The sequence below is a fragment of the Streptomyces sp. NPDC060194 genome, from assembly GCF_042728285.1.
Taxonomy (GTDB): Bacteria; Actinomycetota; Actinomycetes; order Streptomycetales; family Streptomycetaceae; genus Streptomyces.
Genome location: NZ_JBHWZH010000068.1, coordinates 16799 through 31629 on the forward strand (window position 1 = coordinate 16799; position 14831 = coordinate 31629).

Consider the following 14831-nt stretch of genomic DNA (forward strand, 5'->3'; position numbering starts at 1 on the left):
GCGTCCGGGGCGTCTGCGAGAATCGGTACCGTGATCTCACGACTCGACCTGCGCGCCGACGCCCTCGCGGAATTCCCGTCCGGGGCCGCCCTGCGCGCCCTGCTGCCCCGTGCCGACTTCGACGTCTCGGCCGCCCTGGACAAGGTGCGGCCGATCTGCGAGGACGTGCACCATCGCGGGGACGCGGCGCTGATCGAGTACGCCGCCCGGTTCGACGGCGTCGAACTGCGGCAGGTCAGGGTGCCCGCGGAGGCCCTGCGGCAGGCCCTCGCCGAGCTCGACCCGCAGGTCAGGGCGGCGCTGGAGGAGTCGATCCGGCGGGCCCGGATCGTCCACCGCGCCCAGCGCCGCACCACCGAGCGCACCGAGGTCGCCCCCGGCGGCTTCGTGACCGAGAAGTGGGTCCCGGTCGACCGGGTCGGGCTCTACGCGCCCGGCGGCCGGTCCGTCTACCCGTCGTCGGTGGTCATGGACGCGGTCCCGGCCCAGGAGGCCGGCGTGCCCTCCATCGCCCTCGCCTCGCCCGCCCAGAAGGACTTCGGGGGCCTCCCGCACCCCACGATCCTCGCCGCCTGCGCGCTGCTCGGCATCGACGAGGTCTACGCGGCCGGCGGCGCCACCGCCGTCGCGATGTTCGCCCACGGTACGGAGTCCTGCCCGCCGGCCGACATGGTCGCGGGCCCCGGCAACATCTGGGTCGCCGCCGCCAAGCGCTACTTCACCGGGAAGATCGGCATCGACTCCGAGGCCGGCCCGACCGAGATCGCGATCCTCGCCGACGCCACCGCCGACCCGGTGCACGTCGCCGCCGACCTGATCAGCCAGGCCGAGCACGACCCGCTGGCCGCGGCCGTCCTCGTCACCGACTCGCCCGAGCTGGCCGACGCCGTCGACAAGGAGCTGGAGCCGCAGGTCCGCGCCGCCCGGCACCGCGAGGAGCGGATCGCGCCGGCGCTCGCGGGCAAGCAGTCCGCGACCGTCCTCGTCGACTCCGTCGAGGACGGCCTCGCGGTCGTCAACGCCTATGGGGCGGAGCACCTGGAGATCCAGACCGCCGACGCCGCGGCCCTCGCCGAGCGGGTCCGCAACGCGGGCGCGGTCTTCGTCGGCCCCTTCTCGCCGGTCTCGCTCGGCGACTACGCGGCCGGCTCCAACCACGTGCTGCCCACCGGCGGCTGCGCCTGCCACTCCTCCGGGCTCAGCGTGCAGTCCTTCCTGCGCGGCATCCACATCGTCGACTACACCCGTGACGCGCTCGCCGAGATCACCCACCACGTGGTGACGCTCGCGGAGGCGGAGGACCTGCCGGCGCACGGTTCCGCGCTCAAGGCGAGGTTCGGGTGGAAGGTGCCGACCGTATGAGCACAGAGAACTTCGCGGCGGCCGACGTGACCGAGGTCCCCGACCTCACCCTCGACGACCTCCCGATCCGCGACGAGCTCAAGGGCCAGTCCCCGTACGGCGCCCCGCAGCTGGACGTCCCCGTCCGGCTCAACACCAACGAGAACCCCTACCCGCTGCCCGAGCCGCTCGTCGAGCGGATCGCCGAGCGGGTCCGGGAGGCCGCCCGCGGCCTGAACCGCTACCCGGACCGCGACGCCGTCGAGCTGCGCACCGAGCTGGCGAGGTACCTCACCCGCACCTGCGGCCACGAGGTCGGCGCGGCCAACGTCTGGGCGGCCAACGGCTCCAACGAGGTCCTCCAGCAGCTGCTGCAGACCTTCGGCGGCCCCGGCCGCACCGCGATCGGCTTCGAGCCGTCGTACTCGATGCACGCGCTCATCGCGCGCGGCACCGGCACCGGCTGGATCTCCGGCCCGCGCCACGACGACTTCACCATCGACGTGGACGCCGCCTGCGCCTCCATCGCCGCCAACGCCCCGGACGTGGTCTTCGTGACCTCGCCCAACAACCCCACCGGCACCGCCGTCGAGGCCGACACCGTCCTCGCGCTGTACGACGCCGCGCAGGCGGTCGGGCCGACCCTCGTCGTCGTCGACGAGGCGTACGGCGAGTTCAGCCACCACGCCTCGCTGCTGCCGCTGATCGCGGGCCGCCCGCTCATGGTCCTCTCGCGGACCATGTCCAAGGCGTTCGGCGCGGCCGGGCTCCGCCTCGGCTACCTCGCCGCCCACCCGGCGGTCGTCGACGCCGTCCAGCTGGTCCGGCTGCCCTACCACCTGTCGTCCGTCACCCAGGCGACCGCGCTCGCCGCCCTGGAGCACACCGACACGCTCCTCGGGTACGTGCAGCAGCTCAAGGACGAACGGGACCGGATGGTCGCCGCGCTGCGCGGGATCGGCTACGAGGTCACCGAGTCCGACGCCAACTTCATCCAGTTCGGCCGCTTCGAGGACAGCCACACCGTGTGGCAGCGCATCCTCGACCACGGCGTGCTCGTCCGGGACAACGGCGTCCCCGGATGGCTGCGCGTCTCCGTGGGCACCCCGGCCGAGAACGACGCGTTCCTCGAAGCGGTACGCGCGCTGTTCAGGGAAACGCAAGGGGAGATCACCGCATGAGCCGCATCGGACGCGTGGAGCGTACGACCAAGGAGACGTCCGTCGTCGTCGAGATCGACCTCGACGGCACCGGCCGGGTCCAGGTGTCCACGGGCGTGGGCTTCTACGACCACATGCTCGACCAGCTCGGCCGCCACGGCCTGTTCGACCTCACGGTCAAGACCGAGGGCGACCTGCACATCGACAGCCACCACACCATCGAGGACACCGCCCTCGCGCTCGGCGCCGCCTTCAAGCAGGCGCTCGGCGACAAGGTCGGCATCTACCGCTTCGGCAACTGCACCGTCCCGCTGGACGAGTCGCTCGCCCAGGTCACCGTCGACCTCTCCGGCCGCCCCTACCTGGTGCACACCGAGCCGGAGAACATGGCGCCGATGATCGGCTCCTACGACACCACCATGACCCGGCACATCCTGGAGTCGTTCGTCGCCCAGGCGCAGATCGCCCTGCACGTCCACGTCCCCTACGGGCGCAACGCGCACCACATCGTGGAGTGCCAGTTCAAGGCGCTCGCCCGCGCCCTGCGCTACGCCTCCGAGCGCGACCCGCGCGCCGCCGGCATCCTGCCCTCCACGAAGGGCGCGCTGTGACCGGCCTCAGCACCGTCCTGATCGTGGTCGGCCTCTTCCTGGCCGGCGGGGTCTACTCGTTCTGGAAGCAGAAGCTCCCCATGGGCGTCGTCGTCCTGCTCGGCATCGCCTCCGTGATGTGCCTGGTCGCCGGCGTCCTCCGCATCCAAGGGATCTGGGCATGAGCAACCGCAAGAAGGTCGTCGTCTTCGACTACGGCTTCGGGAACATCCGCTCCGCCGAGCGGGCGCTCGCCCGGGTCGGCGCCGACGTCGAGATCACCCGCGACTACGACACCGCGATGAACGCCGACGGACTGCTCGTCCCCGGCGTCGGCGCGTTCTCCGCCTGCATGCGCGGCCTGAAGGAGGCCCGCGGCGACTGGATCGTGGGCCGCCGGCTCTCCGGGGGCCGCCCGGTCATGGGCATCTGCGTCGGCATGCAGATCCTGTTCGAGCGCGGCATCGAGCACGGCGAGGAGACCGCCGGCCTCGACGAGTGGCCCGGCACCGTCGGCCCGCTGAAGGCCGACGTCGTCCCGCACATGGGCTGGAACACCGTCGACGCCCCCGAGGGCACCCAGCTCTTCGCCGGCCTCGACCCGGCCGAGCGCTACTACTTCGTCCACTCCTACGCCGTCCACGACTGGGAGCTGGAGGTGGGCAACCCCAACATCCGCGCCCCCAAGGTCACCTGGGCGACCCACGGCGAGCGGTTCGTCGCCGCCGTGGAGAACGGCGCGCTGTGGGCCACCCAGTTCCACCCCGAGAAGTCCGGCGACGCCGGAGCCCAGCTGCTGACCAACTGGATCGGAACCCTGTGATGTCCCCGAACGTCCTCGAACTCCTCCCCGCCGTCGACGTCCGCGACGGCCAGGCCGTCCGCCTCGTGCACGGCGAGTCCGGCAGCGAGACCTCCTACGGCTCCCCGCTGGAGGCCGCCCTCGCCTGGCAGCGGGCCGGCGCCGAGTGGCTCCACCTGGTCGACCTCGACGCGGCCTTCGGCACGGGCGACAACCGGGCGGTCATCGCCGAGGTCGCCGCGGCGATGGACATCAAGGTCGAGCTCTCCGGCGGCATCCGCGACGACGACACCCTCGCCGCCGCGCTCGCCACCGGCTGCCGCCGCGTCAACCTCGGCACGGCCGCCCTGGAGACCCCCGAGTGGGTCGCCAAGGTCATCGCCGAGCACGGCGACAAGATCGCCGTCGGCCTCGACGTCCGCGGCACCACGCTCCGCGGCCGCGGCTGGACCCGCGACGGCGGCGACCTCTACGAGACGCTCGCCCGGCTGGACTCCGAGGGCTGCGCCCGGTACGTCGTCACCGACATCGCCAAGGACGGCACCCTGCAGGGCCCCAACCTGGAGCTGCTGCGCAACGTCTGCGCCGCCACCGACCGACCCGTCGTCGCCTCCGGCGGCGTCTCCTCCCTCGACGACCTGCGGGCCATCGCCGAGCTGGTGCCGCTCGGCGTCGAGGGCGCGATCGTCGGCAAGGCGCTGTACGCGAAGGCGTTCACGCTCGAAGAGGCGCTGGCGGCCGTCCGATGACCGTCCGCAAGGTGAGCTCGGGCGCGCCCTGGGAGGAGGAGTTCGGCTACTCGCGGGCCGTCGAACTCCCGGGCGGCCTCGTCCTGGTCTCCGGCTGCACCTCCGTCGTCGACGGGGCGATCCAGGCCGGCACCCCCTACGAGCAGGCGGTCAACAGCTTCGGCGTGGCCGTGAAGGCCCTGGAGCAGCTGGGCCTCGGCCGCGAGGACGTCGTGCGCACCCGGATGTACCTCACCCACGCGCGGGACGTGGAGGAGGTCGGCCGGGCGCACAAGGAGCTGTTCGACGCGGTCCGCCCGGCCGCCTCGATGCTCATCGTCTCCGGCTTCGTCGACCCGTCCCTGGTGGTCGAGGTCGAGGTGGAGGCCTACCGCGGCGGCGCGCCGTCGGCGCGCGACGGCGGGGACCCGGAGGCCGGCGCATGAGCGTGTCCGTACGGGTCATCCCCTGCCTCGACGTGGACGCCGGCCGGGTGGTCAAGGGCGTCAACTTCCAGAACCTGCGGGACGCCGGCGACCCGGTCGAGATGGCCAAGGTCTACGACGCCGAGGGCGCGGACGAGCTCACGTTCCTCGACATCACGGCGTCCTCGGGCGACCGCGAGACCACCTACGACGTGGTCCGCAGGACCGCCGAGCAGGTCTTCATCCCGCTGACCGTCGGCGGCGGCGTGCGCACCGCCGAGGACGTCGACAAGCTGCTGCGGGCCGGGGCGGACAAGGTCGGCGTCAACACCGCCGCCATCGCCCGGCCGGAGCTGATCCGCGAGATCGCCGAGCGCTTCGGCCGCCAGGTCCTCGTCCTGTCCGTCGACGCCCGCCGCACGGCCTCCGGCTCCTTCGAGGTCACCACCCACGGCGGCCGCCGGTCCGCCGGGATCGACGCGGTCGAGTGGGCGCACGAGGCGGCCGAGCTCGGCGCGGGCGAGATCCTGCTCAACTCGATGGACGCCGACGGCACCAAGGACGGCTACGACCTGGAGATGATCGAGGCGGTACGGGCGCACGTCTCGGTGCCGGTGATCGCCAGCGGCGGGGCGGGGAAGCTCGACCACTTCGCCCCCGCCGTCGGCGCGGGGGCCGACGCGGTGCTCGCCGCGTCCGTGTTCCACTTCGGCGACCTGAAGATCGGCCAGGTCAAGGACGCGCTGCGGGAGGCCGGGCACCCGGTCCGCTGAGCGGGCTCCGGCGCGGACACCGGTGATACCGCCGATGCCGGGGGCCGGGCGGCCCCCGAGCGTGGCGGTCGTCGGAGGAGGCGGCGGCCCCCTCCCGGAGCGCCGGCGGCCGGTGCTGTGCCGCCGCACAGGGCGCGGCCGCCGTCGCTGGGGCCGCGCCCACCCCTTCGGCCTGCCGCTTCCGGCTCCGTTCACACGGTCGTAACGTGCCGGCGTGACCCCACCTCCGCTCGCGGGCCCCCCGCCCGCCACACCGTTACGGCTGTACGGCAGGAGCGACGAACTGGCCGCCGTGCGGGACCTGTCGGACCGGGTGCGGTACGGCCGCGGCGCGACCCTCGTGGTCGCGGGGCCGCCGGGCCGCGGGCGCACGGGCCTCCTGGCGTACGCCCGGGCCCACCACCGCCGACACGGTCCGGCGGTGGCCACCGGGGCCCGGACGCTCGCCGACGACCTGCGCGCCGTACTCGCCGCGGGCCTCCCGGCACTGCTGAGCGCGGACGACGCCCACACCTGGAGCCCGGCCGCCCGCACGGCGCTCCTCGCGGCGGCCTACCGGCATCCGGTGGCCGTGCTGCTCGCTCTGGACGAGCACACCCCCGCCCCCGTCGGGACGCCCCGCCTCCTCCTCGGCCCGCTGGACGCGGAGGCGGCCGGCGCGCTCCTGGACCGCACGGCCCGGTACCCGCTCGACCCGCTCGTGCGCGCGGACCTGATCGAGCGGGCGGCGGGCAACCCGAAGCGGCTCCTGGCGCTCCTGGCCGGGCTCGGCGCGGACCGGAACGCCGGGCGGGTCGCACGGTTCTCCCGCCCGGCCGGCGCCTCCGGCGGCGCCCCGCACCCCCGGGCGGTCGCCCGCCCGGCCGACGGGCACGCGCTCGCCGACCGCGGTCTGCGGGCGCTGCGGAACGGCCCGGCCGCCGACGCCCGCGAGACCCTGCTCGCCGCCGCCGCGCTGCTCGCCCCGCACGACCCCGGGCGCGCCGCGACGGCGCTGCTCGGCGCGGCCGAGGCCGCCTGGTCGGCCGGTGACCCGGCGGGGTACGCGGACGCCCTCGGCCGCGTACCCGCCACCGCCGGGCGGCCCGACGACGCACGCCACCGGGCGGGCATGACCGCCGTGCTCGCCGGCCGCACCGCGCAGGGCCATGCCCTGCTCCGCAGCTGCCTGGCCGCTGCCGGCGCCGACGACGACCCCGGACGCCTCCTGCGCGCCGCGGGCGCGGCCCTGGTCCTCGGCGAGGTGGACACCGCCTGCCGGACGGGAGCCCGCGCACTCGCCGCCGTGCACGCCCACGGCCCGCTTGAGGCCCTGCCGCGGGCCCTGGAGCGCGTCGCCCACGCCGAGCTGCGCGCCGGCCGCCACTCCGCGGCCCGCGCGCACGCCGTCGAGGGGCTGCGGGCCGCCCGCGGCACCGGGCAGACCAACACCGAGGCGGCCCTGCACGCCGTACTGGCGCTGGCGGCCTCCGTCGAGGGCGACATGGGAGGGTGCGCCGCCCACGCCGCGGCGGCCACCGCCGTGGCCGGCCCGCACGGGCTCGCCCAGACGGCGACGCTCGCGGTCTGGGCGGTGGCGCGGGCGGAGCTGGCGGCCGGGCGGGCGCAGGCGGCGGCGGCACGGCTCGCGCCGCTCGTCGGAACGGGGCCGCGTCGCGGCCACTTCGCGGTGCGGATGGCGGCGGTGCCGTGCTTCGTGGAAGCGGCGGTACGGGCCGGCCGGCCCGCGGAGGCCCGCCCGGCCGTCGAGGAGTTCGCCCGGTGGGCGGCCCGCACCGCCGACCCGCTCGCCCCCGCCCAGCTCGCCCGCTGCCACGCCCTGCTCGCCGCCGACGACCGTACGGCGCGGGCCGCCTTCGGCACGGCCCGCACCTGGCACGACCGCGCCGCCGGCGACTTCGAACGCTCCCGCACCAGGCTGCTCGAAGGGGAGTGGCTGCGCCGCCGCCGGCGCCCCAGGGAGGCTCGCGAGCCGCTGCGGGACGCGCTCGTCGGCTTCGAGCGGGCGGGTGCGGCGGCCTGGGCGGACCGGGCCCGCGGGGAACTGCGGGCGGCGGGGGAGTCGGCGGCCGCTCGGGGCGACGGCGCCGACGCGCCCGGTGCGGCGGCGGCGCTCACCCCGCAGCAGCTGCGCATCGCCCGGCAGGTCGCGGAGGGGGCCACCAACCGCGAGGTCGCCGACCGGCTCTCGGTGAGCCCCCGTACCGTCGACCACCACCTGCGCAACGTCTTCGCGGCGCTCGGGGTGCGGTCGCGGGTCGAACTGGCGCGTCTGCTCGGCGCGGGCGCGTCCGGCTGACACCGCGGCCCGTCCGGCCCGGGCGCGGAGCCGGGGCGCCCGGCCGGACGGGCGGATCGGGGCGGCGAGGTCGGATCGTGATGGGAAGGACATCGCGCGACCCCTAGGTACCGACCGGGCGGTATGCCATCCTGCGGGCGTCGGGCCGACGAGGTCCCGGCCCCCGAGCCGCCCGGTGGAGGACGTCATGCCGCACGTCGCACTGTCCCGCGTCGCCACGCTTCACGAGGTCCCTGCCCACCCCAGGGCGTCCCGGCCGCCGATCCCCCGCTCCCTGCTCGACACCGAGGCCGTCGCCGTCCTGCACCGCGCGGCCCGGGCGCTCCTGCGCGAGCTGCCGCAGCTCACCGACCGGCTGGTCGTCGCGCTCGGGGAGGCGGAGCCGTCGTACGCGGCCGCGATCGCCGCGGACCCCACCGAGATCTGGCACGAGGTGCACGGTTCGCTGCGGCACAGCGTCGGCTCGCTGCTCGGGCCCGGCGAGGCGCGGGCCGACGCCCACCTCGCCTCCACCCGGATCGGCGAGACCCGCGCCGAGCGCGGGCTGCCCCTCGACGCGCTGCTGCACGCCTTCCGGCTCGGCGGCGCGCTGGTGTGGCAGGGGCTGGTCGAGGAGACCACCCGCACCCACCCGGACGACATCCGGCTGCTCGTGCACGTCGCCACCGACGTGTGGAACTTCGTCGACGAGCACTGCGCGGTGGCCGCCGAGGCCTACCGCCGCGCCGAACGCCGGCTCGCCTGGCGGCGGGAGAACCGCGAGCGGCTGCTGCTGGCCGCGCTCCTCGACGGCACGGCCAAGCTCGCCGACCTCGCCGACGCGGCCGCGGTCCTCGCCCTCCCGGAGGACGGCCGGTACGCGGTCCTCGCCCTCGCCACCGGACCCCTCGACCGCCCCCGCAGCGGGTTCGACGCCCTGTCCGCCCTCCCGCCCGGCGCGCGCGTCCTGCGGCGGTCCGGCGCCGAGACGGAGTACGCGCTGCTGCCGCTGCGGGGTGCGGCGGGACGGGCGGCCGAGGACCGGCGCGCCGAGCGCGGGGGCGGGGAGCGGGACGGCCTCGCGCAGGGCCGGGCGGGCGGCGGCCGCGAGGCCGCGGGCGCGGAGCAGGCCGCGCCCGGGTCCGGGGGGCGCGACGGGGAGGAGAGCGAACTCACCTCCGCCGTCGCCGCGTTGGGGCTGCCGCCCGGAGCCCGGGTGGGGGTCAGCCCCGTCGCCGAGGGGCTCACCGGGCTGCCCGCCGCGCGGCGGCTCGCCGACACCGCGCTGCGGACGTGTCCGCGCGGGGGAGGCGCCGTGCTGCTCGACGAGCGGCTGCCCGACGCGCTCGTCGTCTCCTCGCCCGAGCTGGCCGCCGCGCTCGCCGAGCGGGTCCTCGGCCCGCTGCGGGCGCTGGAACCGGTCGAGAGCGGGCTGCTCCTGGACACCGCCGCCGTGTGGCTGGCGACCGGCGGCTCCGCGCGCCACTGCGCCGCCCGGCTCTACTGCCACCGCAACACCGTCCTCAACCGGCTGCGCCGCTTCGAGCAGGTGACCGGCCGCAGCCTCGCACACCCCGCCCAGGCGGTGGAGGTCTCCCTCGCCCTCACCGCCCGCCGGCTCCTCGAACTCCCCTAGGGAACCGTTCCCCCTCGCGGGGGAGGCGCGGCCGCGGGCACGGTCACTAACGTGAGGGGACGCAAGAAACCGGGGGGAGCACCACATGCCGCAGCCGATCGAACTCGCCGCGCTCGACGCCGACTTCGTCCAGGACCCGTATCCCGTCTACGCCGCACTGCGCCGCCGCAGCGCCGTGCACCACGTCCGCTACCCCGGCGGGGAGGAGGCCTACCTGGTCGTCGGCCACGCCGCCGCCCGCGCCGCCCTGACGGAACCGCTGCTCAGCCGCGACTGGATCCGCCACAACCGCCGGCTGGACGGGATCGACCCCGCGGGGCACGGCCCCGTCAGCGCCAGCATGCTCGACAGCGACCCGCCCCACCACACCCGGCTGCGCCGCCTGGTCAGCCGCGCCTTCACCCCCGGCCGGGTCGCCGCCCTCGCCCCCCGCGTCCAGGCGGTCACCGACGAGCTGCTCGACGCCATGCTCGCCGCACCCGACCGCCGCGCCGACCTCGTCGACGCGCTCGCCTTCCCGCTGCCGATGACCGTCATCTGCGAACTCCTCGGCGTCCCCGACCTGGACCGCGCGTCGTTCCGCGCCTGGTCCGCCGAGACCGTCGCCCCCACCTCGCCCGAGAACGGCGCCGCGGCGATCGCCGCCGCCTCCGACTACCTCGCGGAGCTCATCGCCGCCAAGCGCCGCGCGCCGGGCGCGGACCTGCTCAGCGGGCTCATCGAGACCGTCGACGAGGGCGGCGACCGGCTGAGCGAGGGCGAACTCCTGGAAATGGCCTTCCTGCTGCTCGTCGCCGGCCACGAGACGACCGTCAACCTGATCGGCAACGGCGTCCGCGCCCTGTTCCACCACCCCGACCAGCTCGCCGCGCTGCGCGCCGACCCGGACGGGCTGGTCGAGGGCGCGGTGGAGGAGATGCTCCGCTACGACGGCCCCGTCGAGACGGCCACCCCGAGGATCGCCACCGCCGCGCTGGAGATCGACGGCACCCGCATCCCGGCCGGGGCGACCGTGATGGTCGCGCTCGCCGACGCCGACCGCGACCCCGACCGCTTCGCGCGGCCCGACCGCTTCGACGTCCGCCGCGAGACCCGCGGCCACATCGCCTTCGGGCACGGCATCCACTACTGCCTCGGCGCCCCGCTCGCCCGCCTGGAGGGCCGCATCGCGATCCGCACCCTGCTGGCCCGCGCCCCCGGCCTCGCCCCGGACGGGCGGCCCGCCGAATGGATCGGCGGACCGCTCATCCACGGGGTGCGCAGGATCCCGGTCCGCTGGTGACGCCGGACCGCTCCCCTCGGGCCCCGGGGGTGACCGCCCTAGATCCCGAGCTTCGCCCGGTACAGCCGGTCCACCGCGTCCTTGTCGCCCTCCGCCTCGACCCGCGCCTGGTCCTGGCGGCCGAAGGCGAACAGCAGCAGCTCACCCGGCTCGCCGGTGACGGTCACCACCGGGGTGCCGCGGTGCGCCACCGCGGTCTGCCCGTCGGGGCGGCGCAGCACCAGGCCGACCGGCGCCTTGCGGCCGGTCATCCGGGCGGTCCGCTCCAGCCGCGCCCACAGGGCGTCGGCGAAGACCGGGTCGAGCTCGCGGGGCGTCCAGTCCGGCTGGGCCCGGCGCACGTCCTCCGCGTGGACGAAGAACTCCACCGTGTTCGCCGCCTCGTCCACCTGCTTCAGCTGGAACGGCGAGTACTTCGGCGGACCGGTCCTGATGAGCTGGACCAGCTCCTCGTACGGCTTCGCGGCGAACTCGCCCTGCACCCGGTCCAGGCGCGACGCGAGCTGCTTGATCAGCAGACCGGCGGCCGCGTCCTGCCGGCGCTCGCGCACCACGACGTGGGCGGCGAGGTCGCGGGTCGTCCAGCCAGGGCACAGGGTGGGGGCGTCGGGGCCGTTCGCCTCCAACAGATCGGCGAGGATGAGCCTTTCGCGCTTCGCGTGGGTCGACATGCCCGCCAGGGTACGTCCGGGGACCGGACACGACCACGGCGCACCGCGCCCGGCGCGGCACAATGTGCGTATGAGCCGTACGCCCGCACCGTCCAGCCGTCTCGACCCGGCCGTCGCCGCCCGCCTCAAGCGCAGCCCCGACGGCCTGGTCCCCGCCATCGCCCAGCAGTACGACACCGGCGAGGTGCTGATGCTCGGCTGGATGGACGACGAGGCCCTGCACCGCACCCTGACCACCGGCCGGTGCACCTACTGGTCGCGCAGCCGCGGCGAGTACTGGGTCAAGGGCGACACCTCCGGCCACGTCCAGCACGTGAGGTCCGTCGCGCTGGACTGCGACGCCGACACCGTCCTCGTCCAGGTCGACCAGGTCGGCGCCGCCTGCCACACCGGGGCCCGCACCTGCTTCGACGAGGACCGGCTCACCGTCACCACCGACGGCTGACCGGGGCCCGGCGCGGGCCCTAAGCTGCTCGCCATGAATCTGGAGACCTTCCGCAAGCTGGCCGCCGACCGCCGCGTCATCCCCGTCAGCCGCCGGCTGCTCGCCGACGGGGACACCCCCATCGGCCTGTACCGCAAGCTGGCCGGCGAGCGCGAAGGCACCTTCCTCCTGGAGTCCGCCGAGAACGGCAGCGGCTCGCTCGCCTGGTCCCGCTACTCCTTCGTCGGCGTCCGCAGCGCCGCCACCCTCACCGCCCGCGACGGCCGCGCGCACTGGATCGGCACCCCGCCCGTCGGCGTCCCCGTCGACGGCGACCCGCTCGCCACGCTGCGCGCCACCGTCGAGACCCTGCACACCCCGCGCGACCTCGCCGGCGGCCTCCCGCCGTTCACCGGCGGCATGGTCGGCTACCTCGGCTACGACATCGTCCGCCGCCTGGAGGACATCGGCCCCGGCGACCACGACGACCTGCGGCTCCCCGAGCTGACCATGCTCCTCACCAGCGACCTCGCCGTCCTCGACCACTGGGACGGCTCGGTGCTCCTGATCGCCAACGCGATCAACCACAACGACCTCGACACCGGCATCGACGAGGCCTACGCCGACGCCGTCGCCCGCCTCGACGCCATGGAGGCCGACCTCGCCCGCCCCGTCCCCTCCGGCCACGTGGCGCTGCCCGCCGCCGACGCCTCACCCGACTGGGACGCCTCGGTCACCAAGCGGTGGGGCGGCGAGGACTACCAGCGGGCCGTCGAGGACGTGAAGGAGCGCATCCGGGCCGGCGAGGCGTTCCAGGTCGTGCCCTCCCAGCGCTTCGAGACGCCCTGCACGGCCTCGGCGCTGGACGTCTACCGGGTGCTGCGGGCCACCAACCCCTCGCCGTACATGTACCTCTTCCGGTTCGAGGGCTTCGACGTCGTCGGCTCCAGCCCGGAGGCGCTGGTCAAGGTCGAGGACGGGCACGCGATGGTGCACCCCATCGCCGGCACCCGGCACCGCGGCGCCACCCCGCAGGAGGACCAGGCGCTCGCCGAGGAGCTGCTCGCCGACCCCAAGGAGCGGGCCGAGCACCTGATGCTCGTCGACCTCGGCCGCAACGACCTCGGCCGGGTCTGCGAACCGGGCTCGGTCGAGGTCGTCGACTTCATGTCGGTCGAGCGCTACAGCCACGTCATGCACATCGTGTCCACCGTCACCGGGCGGGTCGCCGAGGGCCGCACCGCCTTCGACGTGCTCACCGCCTGCTTCCCCGCCGGCACCCTCTCCGGCGCCCCGAAGCCGCGCGCGATGAGAATCATCGACGAGCTGGAGCCCGCCCGCCGCGGCCTGTACGGCGGCTGCGTCGGCTACCTGGACTTCGCCGGCGACTCCGACACCGCCATCGCCATCCGCACCGCCCTGCTGCGCGACGGGACCGCGTTCGTGCAGGCCGGGGCGGGGGTCGTCGCCGACTCCGACCCGGTCTCGGAGGACACCGAGTGCCGCAACAAGGCCGCCGCCGTGCTGCGCGCGGTGCACACCGCGAACCGCCTCGGCGGCTAGCCGGGGGGTGGGGGATAGTGGAGGGGTGAGTGCCGTACCCCAGCCCCGAGCCGAATCCCCCGACCGCGCCGACGCCCCGGCGCCCGACAGCCGGGGCAGCAGGCGCAGCCTGGCCGCCGCCCTGCTGCTCGGCGCGGTCGGCGCGACCGTCGTCCTCATCGCCTCCCGGCAGACCTGGGCCGAGGGCCGCGCCGCGATACCCGGCGGCTCGCTGCCGCAGAGCGTCAGCGGCGGCGACGTCACCGGCGCGCCGGCCGCGCTCGCGATCGTCGGCCTCGCCGCCCTCGTCGCCGTCTTCGCCGTGCGCCGCACCGGCCGCGTCCTCGTCTCCGCGCTGCTCGCCCTCAGCGGCGCGGGCATCGTCCTGGCCGCCGCGCTCGGCGCCTCGGACACCTCCGCGCTCGACGAGAAGGCCGCGACGGTCTCCGGCGACCCCTCGGCGACGATCGACGCGCTGAGCCGCACTCCGTGGCCGTGGGTGGTGGTCGGCGGCGGCGTCCTGATCCTGCTCGCCGGTCTGCTCGCCCTGCGCCACGGCCGCTCCTGGCCCTCCATGGGCGGCCGCTACGAGCGCGACGGCAGCCCCCGCGCCAGCCGGGCGCGGGCGCCGCGCGACCCCGAGCGCCCCGAGGAGATGTGGAAGGCGCTCGACCGCGGCGAGGACCCGACCGGCGGGGCCCCCGCCGGCGACCGGCCCGTGTGAGGTCCCCCACCCCGGCGATGACCACGCCCTCGGGTGCGGGACAATGGGGTCGCGCCTGGTGTGTCGCTGCGACCGCGATACCGCGAATCGGCGCGCTACCGCGAAGAGGAGTACACATGTCGGGCAACAGTCACGGCCACACCCCGGCCGCGTGGACGGGCGTCACCATCGCGTTCATCGGGTTCTGCATCTCCGGTGTCTTCATGGTCCTGAACCAGCCCGTCCTGTTCTGGCTCGGCCTGGTCGTGGTCCTGCTCGGCGGTCTGGTGGGCTGGGGCATGGCGGCCGCGGGCATGGGCATGCCCAAGGAGCCGCACGACCCCGTGACGAAGAAGAACCAGGGCGAGCCCGAGGCCAAGGTGATCGCGCAGGCCCAGACCGAGGCGCGGGAGCCGCAGCCGCAGAGCTGAACCCCGTACGGGACACCCGCGGGAAGGGCGCGACCGGTCACCGGT

General features: G+C 75.6%; 16 protein-coding genes. 15 read left to right on the top strand and 1 reads right to left on the bottom strand.

Features of this window, described 5'->3' with window-relative positions:
• Nucleotides 1-30 precede the first annotated feature (30 nt).
• The 11 genes from hisD (at nt 31) to ACFWEG_RS16860 (ending at nt 11015) form a co-directional block, all read left to right on the top strand.
• On the top strand, nt 31-1362 hold the full coding sequence (gene hisD / locus ACFWEG_RS16810; RefSeq protein WP_387215408.1) for a histidinol dehydrogenase: 1332 nt from the start codon (nt 31-33) through the stop codon (nt 1360-1362).
• Nucleotides 1359-2522, top strand: coding sequence for a histidinol-phosphate transaminase (locus tag ACFWEG_RS16815; RefSeq protein ID WP_387215411.1), 1164 nt, complete (start codon nt 1359-1361; stop codon nt 2520-2522). Before hisD ends, ACFWEG_RS16815 begins: the two co-directional genes overlap by 4 nt.
• Nucleotides 2519-3112 carry an imidazoleglycerol-phosphate dehydratase HisB gene (gene hisB / locus ACFWEG_RS16820; protein WP_387215414.1) on the top strand — a complete coding sequence of 198 codons (594 nt, stop codon included), beginning with the start codon at nt 2519-2521 and terminating at the stop codon, nt 3110-3112. The genes ACFWEG_RS16815 and hisB overlap by 4 nt, the downstream gene beginning before the upstream one ends.
• Complete coding sequence (locus tag ACFWEG_RS16825; protein WP_387215417.1) at nt 3109-3276, top strand: hypothetical protein; 168 nt, start codon at nt 3109-3111, stop codon at nt 3274-3276. Before hisB ends, ACFWEG_RS16825 begins: the two co-directional genes overlap by 4 nt.
• Nucleotides 3273-3914, top strand: a complete 642-nt coding sequence (gene hisH / locus ACFWEG_RS16830) for an imidazole glycerol phosphate synthase subunit HisH (RefSeq protein ID WP_387215420.1) — start codon at nt 3273-3275, stop codon at nt 3912-3914. Before ACFWEG_RS16825 ends, hisH begins: the two co-directional genes overlap by 4 nt.
• Nucleotides 3914-4642, top strand: a complete 729-nt coding sequence (priA, locus tag ACFWEG_RS16835) for a bifunctional 1-(5-phosphoribosyl)-5-((5-phosphoribosylamino)methylideneamino)imidazole-4-carboxamide isomerase/phosphoribosylanthranilate isomerase PriA (protein WP_387215423.1) — start codon at nt 3914-3916, stop codon at nt 4640-4642. The genes hisH and priA overlap by 1 nt, the downstream gene beginning before the upstream one ends.
• Entirely contained in the window at nt 4639-5067 is a 429-nt protein-coding gene (locus ACFWEG_RS16840; RefSeq protein WP_387215426.1) for a RidA family protein, read from the top strand. The genes priA and ACFWEG_RS16840 overlap by 4 nt, the downstream gene beginning before the upstream one ends.
• Complete coding sequence (gene hisF / locus ACFWEG_RS16845; protein ID WP_387215429.1) at nt 5064-5819, top strand: imidazole glycerol phosphate synthase subunit HisF; 756 nt, start codon at nt 5064-5066, stop codon at nt 5817-5819. The genes ACFWEG_RS16840 and hisF overlap by 4 nt, the downstream gene beginning before the upstream one ends.
• Nucleotides 5820-6033: 214 nt before the next feature.
• Nucleotides 6034-8118 (top strand): LuxR C-terminal-related transcriptional regulator, encoded by a 2085-nt coding sequence (locus tag ACFWEG_RS16850; RefSeq protein ID WP_387215432.1) that lies wholly within the window; start codon nt 6034-6036, stop codon nt 8116-8118.
• Nucleotides 8119-8305: 187 nt separating this feature from the next.
• Nucleotides 8306-9733, top strand: coding sequence for a PucR family transcriptional regulator (locus tag ACFWEG_RS16855; protein ID WP_387215435.1), 1428 nt, complete (start codon nt 8306-8308; stop codon nt 9731-9733).
• An 85-nt stretch (nt 9734-9818) separates the two neighbouring features.
• Nucleotides 9819-11015: a cytochrome P450 gene (locus tag ACFWEG_RS16860; RefSeq protein ID WP_387215438.1), complete on the top strand. Its 1197-nt coding sequence runs from the start codon at nt 9819-9821 to the stop codon at nt 11013-11015.
• A gap of 38 nt (nt 11016-11053) precedes the next feature.
• On the opposite strand, the gene ACFWEG_RS16865 is transcribed toward ACFWEG_RS16860, so the two are convergent.
• A complete protein-coding gene (locus ACFWEG_RS16865) occupies nt 11054-11686 on the bottom strand; it encodes a TIGR03085 family metal-binding protein (RefSeq protein ID WP_387215441.1) in 633 nt (210 codons plus the stop codon).
• A gap of 70 nt (nt 11687-11756) precedes the next feature.
• Between ACFWEG_RS16865 and hisI the strand changes: the two genes are divergently transcribed.
• The 4 genes from hisI (at nt 11757) to ACFWEG_RS16885 (ending at nt 14786) form a co-directional block, all read left to right on the top strand.
• Complete coding sequence (hisI, locus tag ACFWEG_RS16870) at nt 11757-12131, top strand: phosphoribosyl-AMP cyclohydrolase (RefSeq protein ID WP_387215444.1); 375 nt, start codon at nt 11757-11759, stop codon at nt 12129-12131.
• Nucleotides 12132-12164: 33 nt separating this feature from the next.
• On the top strand, nt 12165-13673 hold the full coding sequence (locus tag ACFWEG_RS16875; protein WP_387215447.1) for an anthranilate synthase component I: 1509 nt from the start codon (nt 12165-12167) through the stop codon (nt 13671-13673).
• Between the two features lie 25 nt (nt 13674-13698).
• Nucleotides 13699-14376, top strand: coding sequence for a TIGR02234 family membrane protein (locus tag ACFWEG_RS16880; RefSeq protein ID WP_387215450.1), 678 nt, complete (start codon nt 13699-13701; stop codon nt 14374-14376).
• A 116-nt stretch (nt 14377-14492) separates the two neighbouring features.
• Nucleotides 14493-14786, top strand: a complete 294-nt coding sequence (locus ACFWEG_RS16885; protein WP_387215453.1) for an HGxxPAAW family protein — start codon at nt 14493-14495, stop codon at nt 14784-14786.
• Nucleotides 14787-14831: the final 45 nt, after the last annotated feature.